The organism is Campylobacter pinnipediorum subsp. pinnipediorum (genome assembly GCF_002021925.1).
In the GTDB taxonomy this organism is placed as follows: domain Bacteria; phylum Campylobacterota; class Campylobacteria; order Campylobacterales; family Campylobacteraceae; genus Campylobacter_A; species Campylobacter_A pinnipediorum.
Genome location: NZ_CP012546.1, coordinates 823,101 through 848,314, shown reverse-complemented (window position 1 = coordinate 848,314; position 25,214 = coordinate 823,101). Strand labels below are relative to the sequence as shown.

Sequence of the window (25,214 nt, the reverse complement as noted above, 5' to 3'; positions counted from 1 at the left end):
ACAAACATAATCGAAACTTAAAGATATAAAAATAAAAAGATATTGTAAAATTTTAAATTACAATATGAGACATAATCTAAAAAATTACAATATTTAAAGTATAAAAAATTAATTTTTTCTTATTATTAAATTCTTTTTCAGGCGAGATTTTGGAAGAGTATAATTAAAATCTCCATTTTCTTTTTTATAACCCAAGGCTAAGATAATTTGAGATGTATATCCAAGTTCTCTAATTTTAAGCTCATTATCTAAAGCATTGGAGTCAAAGCCCTCTATAGCTGTTGTATCTATACCAAGGGTAGCAGCTGCCATCAAAACGCTACCCAAAGATAAATATGCTTGTTTTGCATGCCAATGAGCTTCATCTTTTAAATCAAATCTATGAAAATTTAAAAAATATTCCCTAGTTTGCCTAACCTTGTCTTTAAACTCAGGCTTTAAAAAGCGACCATCGGCATCTTCTTGTTCTATTACATTTTGCAAATGAGCATCTTCTACAAAACACTTAGAACAAAAAACTATAACATGAGAAGCATTTTGGATCTTTTTTAAGTTAAACTCAAACTGACCCTGCGTAGCTTTAGAAATTCTAGCCTTACTTTCATCATTACTTGCTATCACAAAATATAAAGGTTGTAAATTTGTACTAGTTGGTGTTAATTCCAAAATACTTTCTATTTGATCAAAATCCTCATCAGAAATTTTCTTATTACTATCAAATACCTTTGTCGTATAACGCTCATTCATAATATCTCTAATACTTCTCATATATATTCCTTTATTTAAACTTTAAACTCAAATTCCTTAGGATTATCAAGAGCATACTTAAATTTTGCAAGATCGACTTTTTTATCCCACATGGATATGACAGCACAACCAACGGCATTACCGCATAAATTTCCAACAGCACGCATTTCTGACATAAATTTATCAACACCAAGTAAAACAGAAACAGCAACAACAGGTATACCAGTATTTGGTAAAGCAGCAAGTGTTCCAGCCAAAACAATAAAACCAGATCCAGTTACTCCAACTGCGCCTTTACTTGTTATCATTAAAACGATGAGAACACTAATAAGGTTTTCAAAACTAAGAGGCACATCAAAAGCTTGAGCCAAAAATATCACACTTAAGCTAAGATATATATTTGTGCAATCTAAATTAAAAGAGTAGCCAGTAGGTATTATAAGCCCTACAGCACCACGATTTATACCAGCATTCTCCAGTTTTTGCATAAGTGGTCCTAAGGCTGTTTCACTTGAACTAGTTGCAAATACAACTAAAACTTCTTTGGCAATAAACCTCATAAATTTAAATATATTTATCTTAGCAAAATAGCATATAATACCCAAAACCACAAATATAAAAAACAAACTAGATAATGCCATTACAGCAAGCAATTCCATCATTCCAAGCAAAGAACCTATGCCAAATTTTCCAATCAAATACGCCATAGCAGAAAATGCAGCTATAGGGCTAAAAAGCATTAAAAAACTAAGTAGTTTTAAGACATAATGTTGTATAAATTCCAGAGGTTTTAAACATTGTTTTTTACGAGTTGGGTTTAAAAATGACAAAAATATTGCAACCACAAGAGCCATAAAAAGCACTTGTAGAGTATTTGAATATATAAAAGGACTTATAGGATCGCTTGGAACAGCACTTTTTAATATAGACCACATAGAGCCAACATCTCTATCTATATGTGTATATTTATCAATACTACTAGCATCAAGCTTTGTCCAATCAAGATGCATACCATGTCCAGGCTTTATTGTTTCTCCAAAAAATATACCAATAGATAAAGCTAGTGTGCTTACTATCTCAAAATATATAAACGACTTTAAGCCTATGCTACCAAGCTCTTTTAAACTCTCAAGACCAACTATCCCAGAAACTATTGTTAAAAATATAATTGGCCCTATAAGAAGTTTTAGAGTCTTTATAAAATAATCAATCCCAGGCTTGCTACCAACTCCTATGTCAGGAAATTGTATCCCAACAACAATACCAGCTATAATAGCAAATATAACCCAGAAAGCAAGACTTGTAAAAATCTTTAACATTTTATTGTTTTGCCTTTTATTGATAAAGTTTGCAAAAATCATTATTTTGATAAAATTTCAGCTGAAACTATCTTATTCATAGCTTCTATACTATCTAACACTTTCAAGCTTTCGTTATCAGCACATTTTCCAAAAACAGTATGCACACCATCAAGATGTGGTTGTGCACTATGACATATAAAAAACTGAGAACCACCAGTATCTCTACCAGCGTGAGCCATAGATAGAGTTCCTCTTTCGTGTCTTACATTTTGATTATCACATTCACATTTGATTCTATATCCTGGTCCACCCATTCCATTTCCATGAGGGCAACCGCCTTGTATTACAAAGTTTTTAATCACTCTATGAAAATTTAATCCGTTATAAAATCCTGAGTTTATCAAACTTACAAAATTCATAACAGCCTGTGGTGCTTCTTCGTGGAAAAGCTCAAGCTTTATATCTCCTTTTTCGGTATGCAATACAGCAAATTTATTTTTCTTTAGTTCATCTAAATTTATATCATAAACTTTTAATTCTTCTCTCATTTTATCTCCTAATTTTTTATTATTCTATATTTGTATATACTGATTGAACATCGTCATCATCTTCTAACTTATCAAGAAGCTTTTCTACATCTACCATTTCGGACTCATTTAAATGTATTGTAGAGTTTGGAATATATTGAAGCGAACCTTTTTTGAGCTCAAGCCCATTTTTTTCTATGCCTTCACTAAGAGTTCCAAAACTAGTATATTCACCATAAATAACAACACTATCTTCCTCTACTTCAAGCTCAGTAAGACCAAAATCTATCAAATTTAGCTCTAATTCTTCCAAATCGCAATCAGGCTTTACAATCTCAAAAACGCTTTTTCTTGAAAACATAAAACTAAGACTTCCACTTGGCAACATCTCGCCACCATTTTTATTAAAAATAGCTTTTACATTGGCAACTGTTCTTGTTGGATTATCAGTAGCACATTCTACTATTATTTGTGTTCCGTGAGCAGCTTTTCCATCATAAAATATAGTCTTTATATCAGAACTATCTTTACCATTTGCTCTTTTTATAGCAGAGTCTATATTGTCTTTTGGCATATTTTCAGCTTTAGCAGCTGCTATTGCTGCACGAAGTTTTGGGTTCATATCAGGGTCAGTTCCACCTTCTTTTGCAGCAACTGTTATAGCTTTAGAAAGTTTTGGAAAAACCTTACTCATTTTATCCCATCTAGCTTCTTTGGCAGCTCTTCTATATTCAAACGCTCTTCCCATATATATCCTATCCTTAAAATAAAATCCACAAATTATACATCACAGATACTTAAACTTAAAAATTTATATAAAATATACTATTTTTCCAATGCATAATTAACGGTATATTTAGCTAATTCTAACGTAGCATCTATAAAATTATATGGTTTATCTAAATACTCCAAAAACATTGGAATTTCAGTACAAGCAGCTATATAAACATCAGCCTTAATCTCTGAAATAATTTTATTAAAAAGTGAAACATAATCTTTGGTTTTACCAGCTTTTACACCTTTGTATATACAGTCCATTAAGGCTTTTTGTTGTTCATTTGTAAAACTAACACTATTTAAGCCGTTTTCTTCTAGTATCTTATCATATACCCTACCCTTTTTTGTTCCGCTAGTTGCTATTACAGCAATATCTTTTGCATTTGGATATATTTTTTTTATAGCTTCAATGGCTATTTTTGTTATATATAAAATTTTTACATTTGCTTGTTTTTCAATTTCTTCGGCAAAATAGTGAGCTGTATTACAAGAAATGATTATAGCATCACAACCAGCTGTTTTTAATCTCTTTGCGCTCTCAACAAGCTTATCAATAGGACTTTTTTCATTATCTATGATAAATTTTGTTCTATCTTCAATTTGTGGATAACTGTCTATGACTACATGAATATGTTTTTGATCACAAGTGGCTGGGGTTAAAGATACTATTTTATTATAAAGATCTATAGTAGCAAGCGGACCCATTCCGCCTATAATTCCAATTTGCTTCATTGTTACTCCTAAAAATAATTTATGAACAATAAAACAAATTATATCACTTTAATTTTAAAAATTAAGAAAAATTTTAAAATTAGGTGGAAAAATCCACCCAATTATTATTTTAAAGTCTGTATATAATCAGCAACAGCATTCATGTCATCGTCACTAAGAGGTTTTGCAACAGGCTTCATCATAGCACCCATAGCATATTTATTTATACTACCATCTTTATAACCCTTTAAAGAAGAAACAATATCTTCTTTTGAAAGAGTATTTAAAGGTCCAACTTTATTATTAAATTTCTTTTCCGCTTTAGCTCCATGACAAGCTATACATTTTTTATACAAAGTAGAACCATCAGCAGCAAAACTACAGGTCGCAAACATAGCAATAGCTCCAGAAATAATAAGTAATTTTTTCATACATTATCCTTTTTTAATAAAATGGCTTTTATTGTATAACATAAAAGTAAATATAATTTTTTGGTATAATTTTGATTATGGATAAAAATAAAGCAATATTTTTAGATAGAGATGGCGTTATAAATGTAGATTTTGGATATGTATATAAGCCTGAAAATTTTGTATTTTGTGATGGTATCTTTGAAGCATTAAAGGGTTTTATCTCATTTGGATACAAACTGATAATAATAACAAATCAATCAGGAATACAAAGAGGCTATTATACATTACAGGATTTTGAAAACATCACAAATTTTATGATTAAAAAGCTCAAAAATGAAGGAATTTGTATACAAAAAGTGTTTTTTTGTCCACATTCTCCCGAACAAATGTGTGATTGCAGAAAACCAAGCCCTAAAATGATACTAGATGCATCTAGTGAATTTAATATATCATTAAAAGATTCTATAATGATAGGAGATAAAAAAAGTGATATTGCGGCTGGTAAAAATGCTGGTGTTGGGCTTAATTTTTTAATAGACAATATAAATTTTAAAAACGCAAAAGACGTTTTTGATTTTTTAAAAGATAAGGAAAATTTATGAACTTAGATAATAAAAAAATAGTAATTACCGGTGGGGCTGGATTTATAGGCTCAGCTTTAGCACATTATTTTGATGAAAATTTTAAAGATACAGAGGTTTTAGTTGTTGATAAATTTAGAAACAATGAAACATTTAGCAATGGAAATTTAAAGAGTTTTGGACACTATAAGAATTTAATAGGATTTAAAGGAGAGGTTTTTGAAGGCGATATAAACAGCAAAAAAACTCTTGAAAAAATAAAACAATTCAAACCAGATATAATCTATCATGAAGCTGCTATTTCAGACACAACAGTAAAAGAACAAGATGAAATAATAAGAACAAATGTAAATGCTTTTGTTGATTTGCTTGATATTTGCAAAGATATAAACTCAAAAATGATATATGCGAGTTCTGCTGCAACATACGGAAATGCAAAAAGTCCTCAAAAAGTCGGAGAGTGCGAAAGCCCCAACAATGCTTATGGTTTTTCAAAACTAAGTATGGATAATATAAGCAAAACATATACAAAAAAGGGACTACAAATAGTTGGTCTTAGATATTTTAATGTTTATGGAAAAGGTGAGTTTTTTAAAAATAAAACAGCATCCATGGTTTTACAATTTGGGCTTCAAATACTCTCAGGAAAAGCACCTTGCCTTTTTGAAAATAGCGATAAAATAAAACGCGATTTTGTATATATAAAAGATATAATTGGAGCAAACATAAAAGCCATAAATGCAAAAAGTGGCACATATAATGCAGCAACAGGAACAGCAAGAAGCTTTCAAGATATAGCAGATATACTACAAAAAGAACTTGGTACAAATTTAGGAAATACTTATATAAAAAATCCATTTTTAGGCTCATATCAGTTTCATACACAAGCTGATGTTAACTCTAGCGAAAAAGAACTTGGATACAAAAGCGAATGGAGCTTAGAAGATGGAATCAAAGACTATCTACCAGAAATAATAAGAATATATAAAGAAGAAATCAATGTATAAAGATGTTAAAATTTTAGTAGTTGGTGATTTGATGCTTGATCACTACATATGGGGACAGTGCGATAGAATTTCTCCAGAAGCACCAGTTCAAGTTGTAAAAACTACAAATGAAACATATAAACTTGGTGGTGCTGGAAATGTTGTAGAAAATCTAATATCTCTTGGAGCAAAAGTAAATGTAGCAAGTGTGATAGGAGAAGATAACACTGGAGAAAAAATCATAGAAATTTTAGGACAAGTTGGTGCCGATACAAGTCTTATCATAAAAGAAAAAGGTCGTGAAAGCTCTATAAAAAGTAGAGTTATGGCGTCTCATCAACAAGTTGTTAGAATAGATAAAGAGAGTATTGGCGATATAAATATGCAAGATGATTTTGTCTCTATGGTAACAAAAAATCTTGGCAATTTTGATCTTGTATTGCTTAGTGATTATGCAAAAGGTGTCTTAACTGATAATGTATGCCAAAGTATAATAAAAGAGTGCAATAAGCATAATAAATATGTATTAATCGATCCAAAAGGAGATGATTATATAAAATACAAAAATGCAACACTTCTAACACCAAATAAAAAAGAGGCTTCTCAAGCAACAAATATAAATATAAAAGACAAAGATAGCTTAGTAAAAGCTATAAAAAAACTTAAAGATGAAATTTCATTAAGGTATTCTTTAATAACACTATCAGAAGAAGGAATAGCACTTTTTGATGAAAACCTAGAAATATTTGAAGCCGAGGGTAAAGAGGTATTTGATGTTACCGGTGCTGGAGATACAGTGCTTGCTACACTTGGATTTATGCTAGCAAGTAATTATGATATAAAAGATGCTATAAAAACAGCAAACTTGGCAGCTGCTGTCGTAGTAGGAAAGATAGGAAGCGCAACAGCTACTTTTGGTGAGATGGAAGAGCTTTTAAGAAGTAGAGCTAATGTTGATTTTGAGCATAAGATAAAAAGTATTGAAGAAGCACTTGTGATTTTATCAAAAAAAGGTAATAAAAAGCTTGTTTTCACAAATGGTTGCTTTGATATTTTACATGTTGGGCACACAAAATACCTATCAAAAGCTAGGGATTTTGGAGATATTTTAGTAGTTGGTCTAAACTCTGATGATTCAGTAAGAAGACTAAAAGGCGAAACTCGCCCTATAAACAATCAAAACGATAGAGCAAGTATGTTAAGTTCGCTTGGTTTTGTTGATTATGTTATTATCTTTGATGAAGACACACCTTATGAACTTATCAAAAAACTAAAACCAGACATACTTGTAAAAGGTGCTGATTATAAAGATAAAGATGTAGTCGGTAGTGATTTAGTCAAAGATGTAAGATTGGTTGAGTTTGTGCCAAACAAAAGCACAACTAATATAATAAATAGGATAAAAAATAATGCAAGATATGATAAAAAATGAGCTGCGATCACATATAGATACTGCAAACAAAATGCAAGATTTGACAAATGATATTGAAAAAATATCAAAAATAATAACCCAAGCACTAAGCAATGGAAATAAAATTTTAATATGCGGAAATGGTGGAAGTGCTGCCGATGCTCAACACTTTGCGGCTGAGCTTATCGGAAGATACAAAACAGAAAGAAAAGCGCTACCAGCTATCGCTATCACGACAGATACATCTGCTTTAACAGCCATAGGAAATGACTATGGATATGATGTTGTTTTTTCTCGCCAAGTTGAGGGACTAGCAAATAAAGATGATGTGTTGGTTGGAATTTCAACAAGTGGAAATAGTGCTAATGTAATCAATGCTTTTTTAAAAGCCAAAGATATTGGTGCTAAAACAATAGGCTTAAGTGGTAGAGATGGTGGTAAAATGAATGATGTGTGTGATATAAACTTTATAGCCCCATCATCAGACACACCAAGAATCCAAGAGATGCATATTTTTGTAATACATACAATATGCGAAGCTGTTGATAATTTTTTTAAACAAAATTGATTTAAAATTTTAGTTTTGATAAAATATAATAAATAATTTAAGGTTGTAAATTATGGCTGGTAAAGTTTGGAATTTCAAAGACATTAGCCTTAATATAAATTTATTAACAATTAAAAAAAGTTGTTTTTTGCAAATAGATACCAACAATTGGATCAACAAAGATAAGATGAGCTTAAGTTTATACAAAAGTTTAGTAAAAAGTTTTTTGTAGTATAAAATAAGGGTAACATATATGAAAAAATATAAAATTTGTGTTATAAAAGGTGATGGCATAGGGCCTGAGATAGTTGATGAGGCTATAAAGGTTTTAGATGTTGCTTCTGTAAAATTTGGATTTGAATTAGAATATGATCACAAACTTATGGGCGGATGTGCTTATGAAGTTTTTGGAGAGCCATTGCCAGATGAAACTATAAATAGTGCATTAAGCGCCGATGCTGTTTTATTTGGCGCTATTGGTGGTGAAAAATGGGACAATCTTCCTAAAGACAAACATCCTGAAAGCGGGCTTGTAAAACTCAGAAAAAGTCTTGAAACTTTTGCAAATTTAAGACCTGCTATTATCTTTGATGAGCTTATAGAAAAAAGCACCCTAAAAGCTGATGTTATAAAAGGTATTGATATCTTAGTTGTTCGTGAATTGACCGGTGGTATATATTTTGGACAACCAAGAGAGAGAAAAAAAGATAGTGCATTTAATACAATGGTATATTCCGAAGCAGAAATACAAAGAATTTCAAAAGTTGCATTTGAAGCTGCTGTCAAAAGAAATAAAAAAGTTTGCATGGTAGATAAGTCAAATATCCTTGAAACATCAGAACTTTGGAGAGAGGTTGTATCTGAAGTTTCAAAAGACTATCCAGAGATAGAACTTAGCTTTATGTATGTAGATGATGCAACTATGCAACTTATTAGAAATCCAAAGCAGTTTGATGTAATTTTAACAGAAAATCTTTTTGGAGATATTTTAAGCAACGAAGCAAGTATAATATGTGGATCTATGGGGCTTTTACCTAGTGCCAGTATAGGGAGCAAGGTTGGAATTTATGAACCCATGCATGGGTCTGTACCTGATATAGCTGGTCAAGGTATAGCAAACCCAATAGCTACTATTTTAAGTGCTTCAATGATGTTAAGATATGCTTTAAATGAAAAAGAAGCTTCTTTGGCTATAGATGAAGCTGTAAAAAAGGCTTTATCACAAGGATATAGAACAAAAGATATTTCGGCTTTTGATGCTAAAGAAATTTGCACAACAGATGAAATAGGAAGTATTATAGCAGGACTTATTTGATGTTAAATACAATCACAAAAGCATTAATATATGAATCACAAGGTCTTAAAGATGATGCTTTAGAAGTGTACAAAAATATACTAAAAGCAGATCCGAACAATAAAGAAGCAATAAGTGCAATAAGAAGACTTAGCGGTATAAGAAGAAGTATAAAGATAAAAAATGAACAAATGAAAGATTTTTTTGTTGATATGAGTACCCCTGAGGAAATAAATGAATTTAAAAGGTGGCTTATAAAATTATGAAACTTGATGATATAGCAAAAATGGCAATAGATGAGGTAAATGCTGAACTTGAAAATATACAAGCATTAGAAGAAAAAAAACCTGTTTTTCAGATAAAAACAACAGAAGAGATACAAACAACGCCTACAAAAGAAGAAGTTATTGAAAAATCGGATATAGAGGAAGAAATAGAAAAAATACTACCAAGTGAAGAGATATTTTTAAACAATCTAAAAGAGCGAATAGAGGTTTTATTTGAAGGTTTAAATGAAACTTCCGAGCAGAACTTAGAAAATAGATTAGAGCTAACACTAAAATTTCTTGAATTTACACTTGCAAATGTTGAAAATAGACTTCAAAATATTAAAAACTAAACAGTTACAAGAGATAAAAGACATACTATCGCCTTACACAAAAAGAGCCTACTTAGTAGGTGGATGTGTAAGGGATAGTTTTTTAGGAATTAAAAGCAGTGATTTTGATATAGAAGTTTATGATATTTTGCCTGAAAAATTTGAAAAAATTATGCAAAAAATAGGTGCCAAAGGTGTTGGAAAAAGCTATTTTATATACAAATACAAAGAATTTGACTTAGGTCTTCCAAGAACAGAAAACAAAACCGGTTTAAAACATACTGATTTTGATGTTTTTTATTGCAATGACACAAAACAAGCATCAATAAGACGCGATTTTACAATAAACTCAATAATGATAAATATTTTTAATGGCGAAATAATTGATCATAATAATGGCATAACAGATATAAAAAAAAGAGTTTTAAAACACATAGATGATCATAAATTTTGCGAAGACCCATTAAGAGTGCTTCGAGGTATACAGTTTAGTGCAAGATTTGGCTTTAAGATAGAAAAAAACACATTAAATATAATGAAAAACATAAGAATAAAATATATAAGTAAAGATAGAATAACATCTGAGCTGATGAAATTTTTTAAAGCTGAGTTTTTGCATATAGGATTTTATTATCTTTATGAATTAAATCTTTTAAAAGAAATTTTTAATTTAAGCATAAAAAATAACGAATTTATAAGCTTTAGTCGTAAATTAAAACATGGTCGCAAATTTATAAAAGATGAACAATTTTTTATATATCTTTTGTGTGGGTATTTTAATTTAGATACTAAAATCTTACTATCAAACCTAAACCTAACAAAAAAATTTGCAAATCTTCAAAAGCAAAAGTATTTTCATAAAAAGATAAAAGACATCCAAATGCTTGAAATAGCGACCGATCAACCGCTAAATAAATGGCTTGGTTTATACACGCCACAAAGAATAAAACAAGCTAAAAAACTTGGATTTTTTGATAATAAATTTGATATAAAAATTGATGTAGATACAATTATAAAAAACGGATTTGAAAAAGAAGAAATCGCGCAAGAAATACAAAAAATAAAGCAAAAAATACTTATTAATTTTTTAAAACATAGATAATTTTTAACATAAATTATTATATAAATTTTAAATTTAAGTCCATAAAATTACACTTTTTTTATATATAAGCATTTTTTAGGTAAAATAAATGCTTTAAATTTTTCTAAAGGTTTATTTTGAAAGAAAGAAAAAACTGGAGTTCACAACTTACATATATTTTAGCTGTTGCTGGAGCAACAGTTGGCTTTGGCGCTACTTGGCGTTTTCCATACCTTGTTGGTCAAAACGGCGGGGGAGCTTATGTCTTAGTATTTTGTATAGCAATGATAGTTATAGGCATACCTATGATACTTGTTGAAAATGCCATAGGAAGAAGACTTAAGATAAATGCCATAGACGCCTTTGGGGGACATAAGAAAATAAATAAATTTTGGAAAATTATAGGATATATGGGTCTTATGGGAGCATTTGGAATAATGGCATATTATATGGTTATAGGCGGTTGGGTTTTAAACTATATAGCCAAAATAGCAACCGGAGTTTTGAACCTATCATCAAATATAACACTTGAAGTAACAAGTAAATTTTATAACGAAAATATAAATTCATCTCCTTTGCATATAGCAATAGCAACTTTGATATTTGTTATTATAAACTATATAATTCTTATAAAAGGAGCGGTTGATGGCATAGAGCGTTCAGCAAAATACCTAATGCCAATACTTTTTTTACTTATGATAACCATGGTAATAAGAAATATAACGCTAGATGGTGCATTAGAAGGAATTAAGTTTTATCTTACACCTGATTTTTCAAAGATAAATGCAAAGTTATTTGTTGATGTGTTAGGGCAAGTATTTTTTGCTTTATCGCTTGGATTTGGGGTTATGATAACATTATCAAGTTTTGTTAAAAAAGATGAAAATTTAGTCAAAATCTCTGTTATAACTGGCTTTTTAAATACAGGTATAGCTATTTTGGCTGGTTTTATGATTTTTCCATCTCTTTTTACATTTGGCATAGAGCCAAACAGTGGCCCTAGTCTGGTCTTTAAAAGTCTTCCAATAGTATTTTCTCATATGTGGGGCGGAGAGGTTTTTGCTGTTGGATTTTTTACACTGCTAATGATAGCTGCGCTAACAACATCTTTGCCAATATACGAGGTTATTATCACAACAGTTCAAGAAAAACTATCAATAAAAAGACAAAAAGCTATATTGATTGTTTTAAGCGTTATTTTTGTCTTAGGAAATATACCTAGTTTGCTAGCTACAAATATTTTAAGCGATATAACAATTTTTGGAAAAAATATCTTTGATGCTTATGATGCTATAAGTGCTACAATATTTTTTATACTAACCTCTCTTGGATGTGCTATCTTTGTAGGTTGGGTTTTAAAAGATGAAGCAAAAAAAGAGATACTAAAAGGAAGTGAAAAATACAAAAAAGTTATAGACTTTTGGTTTGTATATGTGAAATTTATAATTCCTATAATAATATTAGTAGTTTTCATTAGTAGTTTTTACGATAACTTTATAAAATAAAAAAGGATTAAAAAATATGTTTAGCACATTAAGTATTATTTTAATAGCATATGTCTGTGCAAAAACCTATATATCACTACTTCAAATAAACTTCATAAAAAAACACTCAAAAGAAGAAGCGGTGGTATTAGAACAATCAGAATATGAAAATGCCGCAAAAATAGCCATTGAGAATCAAAAATTTGATATTTTTTCAAATATATTTAGTGTAATAATATCGCTTTTATGGCTTGGTTTTGGTTTAAAAATTTTATTTGAAAATACAGTTAAAACCGATTCAATACTTGAAAATGTTATCTTTGTTGTAGGTTTTTTAATAATAAATACAATTATAGAACTTCCGGTATCTATATATGAAAAATTTATTAAAGATAAAAAACAAGGTTTTTCAAATGTAACACCAAAAATTTTTATAACAGACCTTATAAAATCACTACTATTAATGCTTGTATTTGGTTCAGCATTTATATGGCTTATAATTATATGTATAGAAAATTTAGGTATACTTTGGTGGTTTTGGGCATTTTTATTAAGCTTTGCTATCATACTAACTATAAATTTAATATACCCAACCATAATAGCTCCGATTTTTAACAAAGTAACACCACTTGAGGATGGAGAGTTAAAATCATCAATACAAGATTTACTTTTAGGATTAGGCTTTAAAAGCAGTGGTGTCTTTACATTAGATGCTAGCAAAAGGGATAATAGACTAAATGCATATTTTGGTGGTCTTGGTAAGACAAAAAGAGTTGTATTGTTTGACACCTTGATAAAAAAGCTAAATTTAGATGAGATAATAGCTGTATTAGGACACGAACTTGGTCACTTTAAACACAAAGACATCATAAAAATGATAGTTTTAAGTTCTATTATGATTTTTGCACTTTTTGCTATATTTGGAAATATATCAGATAATGTATATCAAGATATAGGTATGCCTAGTAGTGGTGGAGTTATTGTATTTTTAATGATTTTTTCGCCTATTTTTAATTTCTTTTTTAATCCAATTATAGCATTTATAAGTAGAAAAAATGAATTTAATGCTGATAAATTTGGCTCAAAGATAAAGGATAAAGATAGTATGATTAGTGCATTAAAAAAACTTGGAAGTGAAAACAAAGCATTCCCAAAATCACATCAGCTATACTCAACACTTTATCACTCACACCCTAGCCTTTATGAACGAATAGAGAAACTAAAAAGTGAAAATTAAACAAGCTATAGAACTTGGCAAAAATGAGCTTAGTGATTTTGAAAATAACTACAATATAGTTAAAACATTATTACTAAGCCATTTAGATATATCATTTGAAAAGCTATATCTAAATCTAGACCAAGAATTACCAAATGAAGAGATATTTTTAAAAAATATCAAAGACTTTAAAAACTCAAAACCATTAGAATACATAACAGGTAAAGCTTCGTTTTATTCACTTGATTTTAAGGTATTTGAAGGTGTGTTAATCCCTAGACCAGAAACTGAAATTTTGGTTCAAAAAGTTATAGATATAAGTAAAAACCTAAATAAAGAGCTAAAAATATGCGAAATAGGTGTTGGTAGTGGAATAATAAGCACGGTTTTGGCATTAAATATAAATGCTAAAATAGTATCAACGGATATAAGCGAGATAGCTATAAAAAATGCAAAAGAAAATATACAAAATTTCAAAGTCCAAGATAGAGTAAAACTAATACACACATCGTATCTAGACGGCATAAATGAAGATTTTGATATCTTGGTATCAAACCCGCCATATATAGCAAATAATTATAAACTTGATAATTGGGTTTTAAACGAACCAAAAAATGCTCTTTTTGGTGGAGATAGTGGAGATGAAATTTTAAAAGAGATAATAAAACTAGCTGATTTAAAAAATATAAAAATCATAGCTTGTGAAATGGGGTATGATCAGAAAAAATCAATGTCAGATGAATTAAAAAAATACAATTACAAAGCCGAGTTCTATAAAGACTTAGCTGGATTTGATCGTGGATTTATAGCAATTAAAAATTAAAAGGAGAATAATGAAAAGTATATATATGTTTTTACTAGCATTTATTATAGGAATTGAGTTTGCACTTGGAGTGTTTGTAGCACCTGCTATATTTTTCCCAGAAAGATATGCAAGTGATATAACTTTGACACATTTTCAAAGTGGTTTAATAATGACACAAATTTTTATAAAATATAACTACACATTGCTTTTTGTAAGTGGCTTTGCTGTTTTGTTTGAACTAATAAACATAAAATCAAAAGAGTGTATACATGTAAAAATTTCAACAATAACACTTTCGCTTATAAATTTAGCATTGGCTTTAACATTTGTGTTTTATTTTACTGATTTTATAGTTGAAGCTCAAAAATTAGGAGATAGCGCAACACTAAACAATCCCGAGTTTGATAGTATCCATAAAGCCAGTGAATATGTCATGAAGCTTATGATGATAGCTCAATTTTTATTATTTTTTATGAAGAATATAAAACCAAAAAATAATAATTAATATAATATCTGGAGGCATATAAAAAATTAATGTGCCTCTAAGATCTATCACATTTATAAAATCTCTATATTATAAATCATTCTTTTATAAATTCCACCATTAAAACACTAAACTCTGTGATACTACAATAAGGATTTGACAATCATACCTTTTGTTTTTGATTGAAAAACTTCTTAGTAAGTTTATTAAAACTTTAAATAAGAAACGAATTTAACTTTACATTTAAAGGACTTATCTATAAGAAATTTATTTGTTTAAAAATTACTTATAATATGCTATCGAAAACCAAATATTTTGATATTACTATATAAGTTTAACTATTTTTGGTTAAATATAAATTTAGAATTATGCTTTAACAATACCATAAACCTTTGAGTTATCATCAACATCTTTTAAAACAGTACTTCCAGCACCAATAATACAATTTTTTCCTATCTTTACACACTCTATAATACAAGAACCTATACCGATATGAGTGAGCTCTCCAACTTTAACATTTCCAGCCAACGAGACATTTGGACTGATATGAGAATATCTATCTATAAAGCACTCGTGTTCTATAACACAAGATGAGTTTAATATAACTCCATCTTGTATAATGGCACTTGCATTTATAACGACATTTGGCATAATCACAACACCGTTACCTATCTTTGTGCTTGGGCTTATGACTGAACTTGGATGAATAAGACTTACAAGGTTAAAACCAGCATTTTGAACCTTTTGCATAATCTCTTTTCTTGTTTTATTATTTCCTATGGCTACTACAATATCTGCTTTTTTTAATGCTGGGTTAAATTTATTTTCTTTATTATCATCTAAAAATATTATCTCATCGTAGCCAACAGACCTTGCAATATCAGCAACAACCAGACCGTGTCCCCCTGCACCATAAATATAAATCATCTTAGTTGTTTTCATTAAATTTCTCCGTTGTGTCAAAACCTTGTTTGTTTATATCTTTTCTTTTAAAAACAACCTTTATTGTATCTATAGCTATCTTTATATCTGTTTTAAAACTTAAGCTTTTTACATATTTTACATCATATTCAAACTTTTCTTTCCAACTTATAGCATTTCTACCATTTGTTTGAGCAAGACCTGTGATACCGGGTCTAACACAATGTCTTTGAAGCTGATGTGGTGTATAAATATCAAGATATTCAACAAGCAAAGGTCTAGGTCCTATAAAGCTCATATCACCCTTTAATACATTAAAAAGTTGCGGGAGTTCATCTAAACTTAAAGAGCGTATTTTTTTACCAAAGGTGCCTAAACGAAGTTCATCTGGTAATAAATTGCCATCTTTATCTTTTTTATTATTCATAGTTCTAAACTTATATATTTTAAAAATTTTTGACTCCAATCCCGGTCTTTCTTGTGTAAAAATAACCGGCGAACCAAGTTTTATTTTAATTAAAATAGCAACTAAAATCATAATAGGAGAAGTTAAAATAATCAAAAAAATAGCACCAAAAAAATCAAAAAATCTTTTAAAAAATTTTCTATACATCAATAAATTTCCTATAAAGTTCTATATATTTTTTCGTAATTATATTTTCATCAAATTCCTGCGCGGCTAGTTTTCTACCATTTTTTCCAAGCTCTAAAGCTAATTTTTCATCATCAAGTAAAACTTCTATCTTTTTAGCTAAATCTTTTGAATCCCTTACTTTACACAAAAGCCCATTAAAACCATCAATAACAGCCTCATTACATCCATCAACATCACTTGCAACTACAGCCACACCACAAGACATTGCTTCTAAGATAGTTCTAGGAAAACCCTCTTTATAGCTTGGTAAAACAAGCATATAAGCATCTCTTAAAATATCACAAACATCATTTCTAGCACCCAAATATTTCACATTTGAACTATTTAAAAACTCTATATCCAAACTACTTTTATTGCCATCAAAATTATCTCCGATATAAACAAACTCACAATCATTACGCAAACTTAGCATCTTGCTTGCTTGATAATATTCACGAACACCTTTATGTAATATGGCTCTTGCTACCATCAAAACCATCTTTTTTTGTTTAAAATCACGGTATTGCTTGGGGTAAAATTTAGAAGTATCAACACCAACACTTGATATACAAAACACCTTATCGTTTTGTATAAGTCCTTGTTTTAAAAAATATTTCGGGTCGCTTTTATTTACAAAAATACAACCATCACTCAATCTTAACGACTTCTTATATAAAATTTCTATAATAAATCTAATAATTTTTGTTTTTATATCGCTATCTATATAAAAACTTCCAAGACCTTCGACTAAATTTAATATCTTTTTTACACCAGCTTTTTTTGCCGCAAAAGTTCCAAAAACATTTGATTTATGAGCCGAAGTTTGAATCAAATCAAGATCTAATTTTTTTATTATTTTTGCTAATTTATTGGTATTTGATAAAACTACAAATGGATTTAAACTAGACTTATTAAGCTCATACAAAACAACATCAAATTCTTTTCTAAGCTCGGCTACAAACTCCCCATTTGGACATATAGCATATACATCATGTCCCATATTTTTTAAAGCACACATTATAGGTGTTCTAAAATGATATATACTCATATCAGAATGCGATAAAAATCCTATTTTTGCCATTATTTTTTTAATCTATAAATTTTTACATCATTATTAATGATAACGGGTTCAAATATATCTTTATTGTAATTTTCAAGAACAAAAAGCTGAATAAATGTGCTTTCAAACATGCTTCTGTCTAAAATCAAAAATCTTGCATAATCACGCATAAAAATAACATAAAGTTCTGAGTTTTTATCATTTTCAACAGCACTCACCACTAATTTATCATTTTCATCTTTTTTTGTCTCTATAAAAGTATTTATATTAAAAATATTATCGCCAACAAAAAGCTTATCAAAATCGCTAGATACTACTATATTTGTTCCAGCAAGACCAATTCCCTTTGGGTCTTCATAAACCCTTTCGCTGATCTCGTAAAGATTTGGTGGAAATTCTTTTCCGGTTATCAAATCAAGCTTACTAAAATGAAGCATTGTAGGGAAAATATACATCATTCTATCAGGTAAATAATAATAAATTTCACGACTCTTTTTTGGTGGGTTAAAATTCTCATCCCCTATATCAAATAAAAATTTATTAGAATTTGTTGTATTATAGTCTTTCATCATTTGAGCTAAATTTACACCAAAATGCTCTTTGAAATTTCTTTCAGTATATTCAACTTCAAGTCTAGCCATATTTGCGGAACTTATCTGGTCTTGCGACAAAGCAAAGCTTACAGCAAAATTATCTCTTCCAAGGTGTTTTCCACCATCAATCAAAGTTTTAACATCACTATAATATCTTATCGGATAACCATAATCCCACCAAGCTAAAACATAATCATCTCTTGAAGCTATTTTTTTTAATTTATCTAATGTTTCAACTTCATTTTGAGTAAAAACGGGTGTCATCAAATACTCTTTTATGTGATTTAAAATAGGAAAAATAGCAAAAAATAAAAACACAATATATAAAATATTGTGTTGAAAATTTGATTTTAGTTTTAAAAATTTAAGAAAATTAACAACAAAAAATCCAAGCCCCAAAGCCATAATAGGAACAGCATATATGGTAAATCTAAGACCACCTTTAAGAGCTAAAAACCCTAAAAACAACATAGGTATAGTTATACAAAAAGAACGGTGTCTAAAACACATCCACACAAACCCTATAAGCGAAACAAAAAATGTAATCGTATGACCGCTTATTCTATTAAAAAATGTTGTAAAATCAACTATACTTGATTCCTGAATTGTCTGATTTACATTAAAAAATTTAAAACTCAAATCTGAAATTTCACTAATATCTCTAAAAAAATAAAACTTAAATTGAAACCATATTGGGTTTAAACCACCACAAGCTATAAAAACAGCAATACAAGCAATCAAAAATAAGTCCAATATTTTTATACTTATCTTATTTTCATACTTCAAATAACCAAAATAAGCTAACAATATAGCTATAAATTTGATATAAAAATTAAAATTTGAGATAGATAAAACAAGCAAGCCAAGTTGAAAATAAAATAGTATATTTTTTCTATCAAATAAAATGACATAAAACAAAAAAAGACCAATGGTAGATATAAGCAAACTAAAACCGCTTAGATACCACCAATTATATATCAAAATAAAAATAGGCGCTATTATGATATCTCTTTTATCTTTTTTTTCTAAAACACGCAAAAGCCCCCATATAACAAACACAGGCAAAACTATAGTAAGCATATCAGTATCATAATACCCAGCCATAGTTCTATTGTAATAGCTATCCGCAATACTCGCTATAATAGCTGCAAAAAGCCCAAGCTTTAAATTCATATACTCTTTTGAAATAAGTAATATCGGTATAACTATAAGTGAACCAAAAAGCACACTCATATAAAGCATAGCAACTTCAAGTTTTATTCCGGTTATTTTTACAAAATAATATGTTAAAGTAGAAAGAGAGCTACCAAAATAGCTAAGGTCGTTTTCTTGATGAAAACCAGCAAGCATATCCCTAGCACCCTCGGCAAAAGCATATCCATCATTTGTGCTTATCATCAAGGTATCATTGTAAAAAAACATAGGATATCCACTAGCCCAAAAAACCCAATACAGTCTAGCGCACACACTAAAAGTAAAGGCCATTAGCATAAAAATATAAAGTTGTTTAGAAGTGTTTAAGTTATTTAAAAAATTAATCTTTTTTTGCACAATATTCCTTATAAAATAACAAATTTAAGCTGTAATTATATGGTATTTTTATATAAATATTGATAAAAAACAATAAAACTACTGCTCTAAAAACTCAATTAGTTTTAAAGATATTATACCACTATCAAATTTCTTAACTCTTTCATAAGCCCTTGATTCATATTTATGTCTAAGCTCTTCATTATCCAAAATATTTTGCATAGCTTCTTGCATTGATTTTTCATCATCTACACCGACCAATAAACCATATTCATTATCTCCCAAAAGCTCTTTGGCACCACTTTTGTGAGATGTTGAGATTATAGTTTTTTCACAAGCTAATGCTTCAAGTAAAACATTTGAAAACCCCTCAAATCTAGAAGCACAAACAAAACAAGATGAGTTTTTTATATACTTAAATGGGTTTTTATCAACACCCAAAAGCTTAACTCTATCATCAACCTTATGTTTTTTAATCAAAGACAAAAGCTCATCTTTCATATACCCATCGCCTAAAATCCCAAGTGTTGCTCTTTCATCTTTTAAATTTGCTATGATTTTAATAAGCATTGATTGATTTTTACCACTATCTAAACGACCTATATTTAAAAAAAATGGCTTAAAGTCAATGCCCAAAGGCTCATTTTTGAGTTTTTGTATACTTTTTAAATCAATGGCATTATAAAAAACCTTTGTTTTGTCTTTATCACAACCAAAATTTTGTATCAAATCATCGGCATTTTCTTTGGCATTTGCAAGTATCAAATCAGCTTTATTGTAAAGCAATCTAATAAAAGCTCTATTAAAAAAGCCATTTATTCCTTTTTTATATATCATACTAGGACAACTTCTTTCACTGATTATAAGTCTACCTTTTAGACCAAAAATACGAGAAATCAATGCTATATAACAAGGTCTATTCATAAGCACAAAATGACTATTTATACCTAGATTATTAGATATTTTTTTATATTTAAATGCCAAAAAAGGCAAAGCAAAAATAAGTCTAAACATCTTTTTTATCTTGTTTTCATTGGGATTTGAATGCTCTAAAAAATGAAATTTAACTGAGTTTGGAATCTCATAAGATACAACATCGCTCATTAAAAAAAGATGGACTTCATATTTTTGAGTCAAAAAAGGCAATAAATTTGACACAACCCTTTCAGCTCCACCTGCCCCCATAGAATACAAAAAAACGCTTAATTTTTTCATTTTTTATTTTTTTTGTTATACATTTTTACACGAATTTTAGTAAGAAATAATATCAATTTCTTAGGAAATGGTGTCAAAATAAGCATAATAAAAGCCTCTTTTGTAAGCTTAAAGCTTAAGCTATAAAAAAGGTACTTATACATTTTTATATATTCGCCAGCAAATTTTGCATAATATCCAGCCATTTTATAAAGGATAGCTATATATCTTTTATCTATTTTGGTTGTTTTTTGCATAATAAGCTCAGCTGTCATCGCATAGCCTTTCATAACACAATGTGGTCTTTGATGAGAGTTTAAAGTTACACTATCTTGTCTATGAAATCTATAAATTCTAACAGCCTCATTTAAATAATAAGCCTTAAAATCAAACAAATGTATCCATAGTGTATTTTCTGAACCATAAAGACCTTTTTCAAATCTCTTATCGCCTATACAATAGCTCATAAACATTATTAAAAACTCACCATTTATTTTACCATCATAATAATCTTGTGGAATTATTTCTTGGCTTTCATCAAGCCCAAATCCAGAAAAATCAGTCGTTCTTGTGCCATTAATTTCAAAATAACAATTAGCCCAAACACTATCATAACCCATTTTAAGAACACTAACCATTTTTGAAATTGCACCGGGCAATAACAGATCATCATCGTCTAAAATGACAAAAGCATCTCCATTTGCATTATCAAATCCATTGTTTTTATTTCCGTTTGGTCCTTTTTCATATTTTTCATTGACACAATATTTTATAAAATCAAAATCATTGGCATATTTTAAAGCTAATTGTTTCGTTCCATCTGTTGAGTTATCATCCGATATAATAATTTCCTTATTTATATAATCTTGATTTATTGCTGATTTTAATGCTAATTCAAATAAATCTTTACGATTAAAAGTTGGTATTATAATGCTGACTTTTATATCTTTACTATCATTCATTTATCTATCTTTTTTATGTTTGAGTTTATAAATTTCATCCATTTTTGATATATGTTTTCTATCTTAAAATCATCAGCTCTTAAATGAGCATTTTTTACAAATTTATCCCGCAAATTTTCATCATCCATAAGCTTTGTTATCTTTTGGCTAAGCGTATAAAAATCATCTATTGGGACTATAAATCCATCAAAATCATTCTTTATAAGCTCTTTTGCTCCACTAGTAGCCGTAGCAACCCTAGCACAATCAAAAAATATACTTTCCATAAGCACATTTGGAAGCCCTTCTGTTTGCGAACTAGAAACTATGATTTTTGATTTTTCATACACCAAAGATATATCATTTGTATTACCTAAAAACTCTATATCGGCATTGATATTTTTTGCCATTTTTTCAAGGAGCTGTCTTTGATCCCCATCACCAACTACCAAAATCTTATAATCTTTAAGTTTTGCTGAGTCTATAAGTGATATAGCTTTTAAAAAAACATCGCAAGCTTTTATCTTTACAAGTCTTGCTACAAAAAGTATTATGTTTTCTTTTGGTATATTATGTTTTTTTATATCAAAAACCGGATTATACATAATAATTTTATTTTTTACAAAGTCATAATACTTAAAATCGGTATTAGTTAAGACACTAAGACCATTTGCATAAGGATATAAAATTCGTCTTAAAAATACCCAAATTTTTGATTTTAAAAACTCAGAACTTGAATGTTCACTTATAAAAAGCGGTCTATTTATAAATAAATTTGATAAAATAACGTTTATATTTGTGCTATCCATAAAAGATATAACAACATCAAAATTTCCATTTTTAAGCAAATCTCTTTGATAAACAAATTTCTTTATTCTTCTTTTTAAATTTACAAAAAATCCTTGTTTTATCATAGGATAAGGTAAGTTTATAATATTTATTTTTTCATCTAGTTCATAAAATGAATCTTTTTGATCAAATTTAAGCAAAGTGACATCATGAAATTTAGCAAAATAACTAGCTAAAATACTCATAACCCTTTCAGCTCCACCGGCTTGCATTGTTGATATAATAAATAAAACTCTCAATTAATTTCCTATAACTATCTTTTAAATATTCTCTCAAATCCTTTAAACAAAACCTCTATTCTAGTTAAAAAGATATATCTTAAAGATTTGAAATATGATAATATATTTTTTTTATTATAGCCCTTACTGACTCTTGATGATTGTATCTTTGAATCGCTAAGATCAATAGGATGTGAAAAAATATCCGAAAAATACATATTTAAATCAGCTTTTTTAAGCAAACAACTCCAAAAATCAGCAGGATATAAAGCATCTTGATGAGCTTTTAGTATTTGTTTTGCACAATCTTTACTTAAAATATAAGCAGCAGCCCTATAAATACTAGAATGTGAGTGCTTTGATACAAGATAAAAATTATCTTGTATTTTTTTACCAAAAGCACTAAAACGACCTTCAAGACCATCTTGACAACCGCAAATAAAAACAGATTTATCATCAAGATGCTTTACATATTCAAAAGCCAACTTAATACTTTCATCATCTCCAATAACATCATCTTCTAGTATCAAAGCATAGTCTAAATTGCTATTTATAAACTCATCATAAGCTTTCATATGAGATAAGCAACATCCAATTTCAGCTGGAGATAAAAATAAATTATTTATTTTAAAAGAGTTTAAAGCATATAAAAAATATTGATTTGTTTCAAGCTTACTACCATCAATAGCATCTATAAATTTGAAATTTTTATAGCTATTTTTAAACCTAAATATTAGCTTATCTCTTCTTGTATTGTCTTCTTTTAAAGATATCAAAAAAATTCCAAATTCCATATCAAGCTCTTTTAACTTTTGCTTTTATATATAAAAACATTTTCTTTCTTTCTTTCTTTGAAAATAATAAAAATAAATTTATAAAATATCCCAATAATGCTATAAAAAATATATTAAAAACAAAATCAAACCAATCTTTTATATCTATAAATTCACTAATACAAAAATAAAAAATTAGCAAAATAAAAAAGGTAAAAATATGTTTTATATAGATAATATAAAAAGTATAAAGCTTTAAATTAAGATTTAAAGCACCATTTAAGAGATCAAAAAACAATATCCTAAAACTATAAAAAACACAAAGCACACAAACGACCCCAACAAGACCATAATTAGTATATTTAAGCAGTAAAATTTGTGTTAAAATGGTAAATACTCCAAAAATAGTATTTGCTATGGCCGGTCGTTTTAAATTATTTGATGTGCTATCTATGTTTAGCAAAGGAAAAAGATAGCTTATAAGAGCGATTGGAATGATAGCTATCATGCTTATTTGATATATAAACGAAATTTCATCAATACTTTTAAAAGATAGCCAAAGCATATAAAAATCTTTTGCAAAAACAATAAATATAGCCAAAGGAACACCGGCTATAAAAGCAACTATTTTCATTGCAAATCTTATCTCTAAAATAAGCCTTTTAATTTTATTTGCGGAGTAAAATTTGATAAATTTTGGTGAAAATATAGCACTTATTTGTGCTACAAAACTCTCTAATATAAGTGGAGCTATCTTAGATATAGCAAGTATTCCAACTAAATTTGAGTTTAGAAAAATATTGCATATAAAAAGATCTGTCCCATTTAACAAAACACGATTTAAGGCAGAAAAACTACTCCAAACCCCAGAACGAAAAAGCTCTTTTATGGATAAAAAATCAAATTTTAAAAGGCTAAATTTCAAATCAGGGGCTATTTTTTTAGAAACAAAAAAAGTCGCACAAAAAACAAATACACTAGATATCAAAGCACAAATAGCAAGATAAGAAATCATAGGTTTTAAAAGATAAAATAACAATACAACCAAACAAGCAAAAAGTATACTAGATATAGCATTTCTAATAGAAATAATATATAACTTATCTGTAACAAAAGCACAAACAGATAAAACACCATTAAAAAGCAAAACACAAAAATTTATAAAATAAAAAATAAAGGTAAGTTTAACATCATAAAGCAAATGTTGTGGAATATTTAAAAAATAATTTATATTAAAAATAAAAAATATAGCAACAATGGCTACTACCAAAGAGAAAAAGATATTAACAATCAAAACAGATGAATAATAGGTATTTGATTTTTCAAAATTATTTTTATGCCACTCATATGCAACAAATCTAGAACTAACAGAATTTATAGATAAAGTTATTACATAAGCATAAGAGATTATAGCATTGCAAAGCCCAATAAAGCCATAAGCTTCATTTCCAAGGCTTTGAACAATGTATGGTGTAAGAAAAAAATTTATCCCAAAAGATACCAAAAAAACTATTATGGAACTGGACAAATTTAATATC

General features: G+C 28.6%; 26 protein-coding genes and 1 pseudogene. 12 read left to right on the top strand and 15 right to left on the bottom strand.

Annotation, left to right across the window (positions count from 1 at the left end):
* Nucleotides 1-108: 108 nt before the first annotated feature.
* From nfsB to CPIN17260_RS04310, 6 genes are all read right to left on the bottom strand, one after another.
* A complete protein-coding gene (nfsB, locus tag CPIN17260_RS04335) occupies nt 109-768 on the bottom strand; it encodes an oxygen-insensitive NAD(P)H nitroreductase (RefSeq protein WP_180374459.1) in 660 nt (219 codons plus the stop codon).
* A gap of 14 nt (nt 769-782) precedes the next feature.
* Nucleotides 783-2,066 carry a cation:dicarboxylate symporter family transporter gene (locus CPIN17260_RS04330; protein WP_226997019.1) on the bottom strand — a complete coding sequence of 428 codons (1,284 nt, stop codon included), beginning with the start codon at nt 2,064-2,066 and terminating at the stop codon, nt 783-785.
* A 41-nt stretch (nt 2,067-2,107) separates the two neighbouring features.
* On the bottom strand, nt 2,108-2,596 hold the full coding sequence (locus CPIN17260_RS04325; RefSeq protein WP_078415457.1) for a peptidylprolyl isomerase: 489 nt from the start codon (nt 2,594-2,596) through the stop codon (nt 2,108-2,110).
* Between the two features lie 19 nt (nt 2,597-2,615).
* Complete coding sequence (locus CPIN17260_RS04320) at nt 2,616-3,323, bottom strand: YebC/PmpR family DNA-binding transcriptional regulator (protein ID WP_078415456.1); 708 nt, start codon at nt 3,321-3,323, stop codon at nt 2,616-2,618.
* Nucleotides 3,324-3,400: 77 nt separating this feature from the next.
* Complete coding sequence (gene cuyB, locus CPIN17260_RS04315) at nt 3,401-4,084, bottom strand: cysteate racemase (protein WP_069632137.1); 684 nt, start codon at nt 4,082-4,084, stop codon at nt 3,401-3,403.
* Nucleotides 4,085-4,188: 104 nt separating this feature from the next.
* Nucleotides 4,189-4,494 carry a c-type cytochrome gene (locus CPIN17260_RS04310; RefSeq protein WP_078415455.1) on the bottom strand — a complete coding sequence of 102 codons (306 nt, stop codon included), beginning with the start codon at nt 4,492-4,494 and terminating at the stop codon, nt 4,189-4,191.
* 77 nt (nt 4,495-4,571) lie between these two features.
* On the opposite strand from CPIN17260_RS04310, the gene gmhB reads away from it, so the two are divergent.
* The 12 genes and pseudogenes from gmhB (at nt 4,572) to CPIN17260_RS04250 (ending at nt 14,984) form a co-directional block, all read left to right on the top strand.
* Complete coding sequence (gmhB, locus tag CPIN17260_RS04305; protein WP_078397957.1) at nt 4,572-5,078, top strand: D-glycero-beta-D-manno-heptose 1,7-bisphosphate 7-phosphatase; 507 nt, start codon at nt 4,572-4,574, stop codon at nt 5,076-5,078.
* Nucleotides 5,075-6,064, top strand: coding sequence for an ADP-glyceromanno-heptose 6-epimerase (gene rfaD, locus CPIN17260_RS04300; protein WP_078440613.1), 990 nt, complete (start codon nt 5,075-5,077; stop codon nt 6,062-6,064). The genes gmhB and rfaD overlap by 4 nt, the downstream gene beginning before the upstream one ends.
* Entirely contained in the window at nt 6,057-7,475 is a 1,419-nt protein-coding gene (gene rfaE1, locus CPIN17260_RS04295; protein WP_078440612.1) for a D-glycero-beta-D-manno-heptose-7-phosphate kinase, read from the top strand. The genes rfaD and rfaE1 overlap by 8 nt, the downstream gene beginning before the upstream one ends.
* Nucleotides 7,453-8,022: a D-sedoheptulose 7-phosphate isomerase gene (gmhA, locus tag CPIN17260_RS04290; RefSeq protein ID WP_078387634.1), complete on the top strand. Its 570-nt coding sequence runs from the start codon at nt 7,453-7,455 to the stop codon at nt 8,020-8,022. The genes rfaE1 and gmhA overlap by 23 nt, the downstream gene beginning before the upstream one ends.
* 232 nt (nt 8,023-8,254) lie before the next feature.
* Entirely contained in the window at nt 8,255-9,316 is a 1,062-nt protein-coding gene (gene leuB / locus CPIN17260_RS04285; protein ID WP_078440611.1) for a 3-isopropylmalate dehydrogenase, read from the top strand.
* Nucleotides 9,316-9,561 (top strand): tetratricopeptide repeat protein, encoded by a 246-nt coding sequence (locus tag CPIN17260_RS04280; protein ID WP_078440610.1) that lies wholly within the window; start codon nt 9,316-9,318, stop codon nt 9,559-9,561. The genes leuB and CPIN17260_RS04280 overlap by 1 nt, the downstream gene beginning before the upstream one ends.
* A gap of 188 nt (nt 9,562-9,749) precedes the next feature.
* Nucleotides 9,750-9,914, top strand: a pseudogene (locus CPIN17260_RS09665) (CiaD-like domain-containing protein); the annotation flags it as partial.
* On the top strand, nt 9,880-10,995 hold the full coding sequence (locus CPIN17260_RS04270; RefSeq protein WP_078406029.1) for a tRNA nucleotidyltransferase/poly(A) polymerase-related protein: 1,116 nt from the start codon (nt 9,880-9,882) through the stop codon (nt 10,993-10,995). The pseudogene CPIN17260_RS09665 and the gene CPIN17260_RS04270, both read left to right, overlap by 35 nt.
* A gap of 116 nt (nt 10,996-11,111) precedes the next feature.
* The gene (locus tag CPIN17260_RS04265) at nt 11,112-12,479 is read left to right on the top strand and encodes a sodium-dependent transporter (RefSeq protein WP_069637355.1); all 1,368 of its coding nucleotides are present in this window, start codon (nt 11,112-11,114) and stop codon (nt 12,477-12,479) included.
* A 16-nt stretch (nt 12,480-12,495) separates the two neighbouring features.
* Nucleotides 12,496-13,695: a M48 family metallopeptidase gene (locus CPIN17260_RS04260; protein ID WP_078397863.1), complete on the top strand. Its 1,200-nt coding sequence runs from the start codon at nt 12,496-12,498 to the stop codon at nt 13,693-13,695.
* The gene (locus CPIN17260_RS04255; RefSeq protein WP_078440608.1) at nt 13,685-14,497 is read left to right on the top strand and encodes a HemK/PrmC family methyltransferase; all 813 of its coding nucleotides are present in this window, start codon (nt 13,685-13,687) and stop codon (nt 14,495-14,497) included. The genes CPIN17260_RS04260 and CPIN17260_RS04255 overlap by 11 nt, the downstream gene beginning before the upstream one ends.
* A 10-nt stretch (nt 14,498-14,507) precedes the next feature.
* The gene (locus tag CPIN17260_RS04250; protein WP_069632149.1) at nt 14,508-14,984 is read left to right on the top strand and encodes a DUF4149 domain-containing protein; all 477 of its coding nucleotides are present in this window, start codon (nt 14,508-14,510) and stop codon (nt 14,982-14,984) included.
* Between the two features lie 345 nt (nt 14,985-15,329).
* Here the strand turns inward: CPIN17260_RS04250 and pglD are convergent, their stop codons facing one another.
* The 9 genes from pglD to CPIN17260_RS04205 all read right to left on the bottom strand — a co-directional run bounded on the left by pglD (nt 15,330) and on the right by CPIN17260_RS04205 (nt 25,204).
* Entirely contained in the window at nt 15,330-15,905 is a 576-nt protein-coding gene (pglD, locus tag CPIN17260_RS04245) for a UDP-N-acetylbacillosamine N-acetyltransferase (protein WP_078397860.1), read from the bottom strand.
* The gene (locus CPIN17260_RS04240) at nt 15,892-16,497 is read right to left on the bottom strand and encodes a sugar transferase (protein ID WP_078397859.1); all 606 of its coding nucleotides are present in this window, start codon (nt 16,495-16,497) and stop codon (nt 15,892-15,894) included. Before CPIN17260_RS04240 ends, pglD begins: the two co-directional genes overlap by 14 nt.
* Nucleotides 16,490-17,599 (bottom strand): N,N'-diacetylbacillosaminyl-diphospho-undecaprenol alpha-1,3-N-acetylgalactosaminyltransferase, encoded by a 1,110-nt coding sequence (pglA, locus tag CPIN17260_RS04235; RefSeq protein WP_078440607.1) that lies wholly within the window; start codon nt 17,597-17,599, stop codon nt 16,490-16,492. The genes CPIN17260_RS04240 and pglA overlap by 8 nt, the downstream gene beginning before the upstream one ends.
* Complete coding sequence (locus CPIN17260_RS04230; protein WP_226997017.1) at nt 17,599-19,722, bottom strand: STT3 domain-containing protein; 2,124 nt, start codon at nt 19,720-19,722, stop codon at nt 17,599-17,601. The genes pglA and CPIN17260_RS04230 overlap by 1 nt, the downstream gene beginning before the upstream one ends.
* Before the next feature lie 78 nt (nt 19,723-19,800).
* Nucleotides 19,801-20,916, bottom strand: a complete 1,116-nt coding sequence (pglJ, locus tag CPIN17260_RS04225) for an N-acetylgalactosamine-N,N'-diacetylbacillosaminyl-diphospho-undecaprenol 4-alpha-N-acetylgalactosaminyltransferase (RefSeq protein ID WP_078440606.1) — start codon at nt 20,914-20,916, stop codon at nt 19,801-19,803.
* Nucleotides 20,913-21,857, bottom strand: coding sequence for a glycosyltransferase family 2 protein (locus CPIN17260_RS04220; RefSeq protein ID WP_078440605.1), 945 nt, complete (start codon nt 21,855-21,857; stop codon nt 20,913-20,915). Before CPIN17260_RS04220 ends, pglJ begins: the two co-directional genes overlap by 4 nt.
* Nucleotides 21,854-22,924, bottom strand: a complete 1,071-nt coding sequence (locus CPIN17260_RS04215) for a glycosyltransferase (RefSeq protein ID WP_078440604.1) — start codon at nt 22,922-22,924, stop codon at nt 21,854-21,856. Before CPIN17260_RS04215 ends, CPIN17260_RS04220 begins: the two co-directional genes overlap by 4 nt.
* A 14-nt stretch (nt 22,925-22,938) precedes the next feature.
* On the bottom strand, nt 22,939-23,697 hold the full coding sequence (locus CPIN17260_RS04210; RefSeq protein WP_078387624.1) for a glycosyltransferase family 25 protein: 759 nt from the start codon (nt 23,695-23,697) through the stop codon (nt 22,939-22,941).
* A gap of 1 nt (nt 23,698) precedes the next feature.
* The gene (locus CPIN17260_RS04205) at nt 23,699-25,204 is read right to left on the bottom strand and encodes an MATE family efflux transporter (RefSeq protein WP_226997015.1); all 1,506 of its coding nucleotides are present in this window, start codon (nt 25,202-25,204) and stop codon (nt 23,699-23,701) included.
* Between the last annotated feature and the right edge of the window lie 10 nt (nt 25,205-25,214).

What these genes read in the sequence shown, in the direction of transcription:
- nfsB (WP_180374459.1), bottom strand. Translation starts at nt 768, where the DNA reads ATGAGAAGTATTAGAGATATTATGAATGAGCGTTATACGACAAAGGTA.
- CPIN17260_RS04330 (WP_226997019.1), bottom strand. Translation starts at nt 2,066, where the DNA reads ATGTTAAAGATTTTTACAAGTCTTGCTTTCTGGGTTATATTTGCTATT.
- CPIN17260_RS04325 (WP_078415457.1), bottom strand. Translation starts at nt 2,596, where the DNA reads ATGAGAGAAGAATTAAAAGTTTATGATATAAATTTAGATGAACTAAAG.
- CPIN17260_RS04320 (WP_078415456.1), bottom strand. Translation starts at nt 3,323, where the DNA reads ATGGGAAGAGCGTTTGAATATAGAAGAGCTGCCAAAGAAGCTAGATGG.
- cuyB (WP_069632137.1), bottom strand. Translation starts at nt 4,084, where the DNA reads ATGAAGCAAATTGGAATTATAGGCGGAATGGGTCCGCTTGCTACTATA.
- CPIN17260_RS04310 (WP_078415455.1), bottom strand. Translation starts at nt 4,494, where the DNA reads ATGAAAAAATTACTTATTATTTCTGGAGCTATTGCTATGTTTGCGACC.
- gmhB (WP_078397957.1), top strand. Translation starts at nt 4,572, where the DNA reads ATGGATAAAAATAAAGCAATATTTTTAGATAGAGATGGCGTTATAAAT.
- rfaD (WP_078440613.1), top strand. Translation starts at nt 5,075, where the DNA reads ATGAACTTAGATAATAAAAAAATAGTAATTACCGGTGGGGCTGGATTT.
- rfaE1 (WP_078440612.1), top strand. Translation starts at nt 6,057, where the DNA reads ATGTATAAAGATGTTAAAATTTTAGTAGTTGGTGATTTGATGCTTGAT.
- gmhA (WP_078387634.1), top strand. Translation starts at nt 7,453, where the DNA reads ATGCAAGATATGATAAAAAATGAGCTGCGATCACATATAGATACTGCA.
- leuB (WP_078440611.1), top strand. Translation starts at nt 8,255, where the DNA reads ATGAAAAAATATAAAATTTGTGTTATAAAAGGTGATGGCATAGGGCCT.
- CPIN17260_RS04280 (WP_078440610.1), top strand. Translation starts at nt 9,316, where the DNA reads ATGTTAAATACAATCACAAAAGCATTAATATATGAATCACAAGGTCTT.
- CPIN17260_RS04270 (WP_078406029.1), top strand. Translation starts at nt 9,880, where the DNA reads ATGTTGAAAATAGACTTCAAAATATTAAAAACTAAACAGTTACAAGAG.
- CPIN17260_RS04260 (WP_078397863.1), top strand. Translation starts at nt 12,496, where the DNA reads ATGTTTAGCACATTAAGTATTATTTTAATAGCATATGTCTGTGCAAAA.
- CPIN17260_RS04250 (WP_069632149.1), top strand. Translation starts at nt 14,508, where the DNA reads ATGAAAAGTATATATATGTTTTTACTAGCATTTATTATAGGAATTGAG.
- pglD (WP_078397860.1), bottom strand. Translation starts at nt 15,905, where the DNA reads ATGAAAACAACTAAGATGATTTATATTTATGGTGCAGGGGGACACGGT.
- CPIN17260_RS04240 (WP_078397859.1), bottom strand. Translation starts at nt 16,497, where the DNA reads ATGTATAGAAAATTTTTTAAAAGATTTTTTGATTTTTTTGGTGCTATT.
- pglA (WP_078440607.1), bottom strand. Translation starts at nt 17,599, where the DNA reads ATGGCAAAAATAGGATTTTTATCGCATTCTGATATGAGTATATATCAT.
- pglJ (WP_078440606.1), bottom strand. Translation starts at nt 20,916, where the DNA reads ATGAAAAAATTAAGCGTTTTTTTGTATTCTATGGGGGCAGGTGGAGCT.
- CPIN17260_RS04220 (WP_078440605.1), bottom strand. Translation starts at nt 21,857, where the DNA reads ATGAATGATAGTAAAGATATAAAAGTCAGCATTATAATACCAACTTTT.
- CPIN17260_RS04210 (WP_078387624.1), bottom strand. Translation starts at nt 23,697, where the DNA reads ATGGAATTTGGAATTTTTTTGATATCTTTAAAAGAAGACAATACAAGA.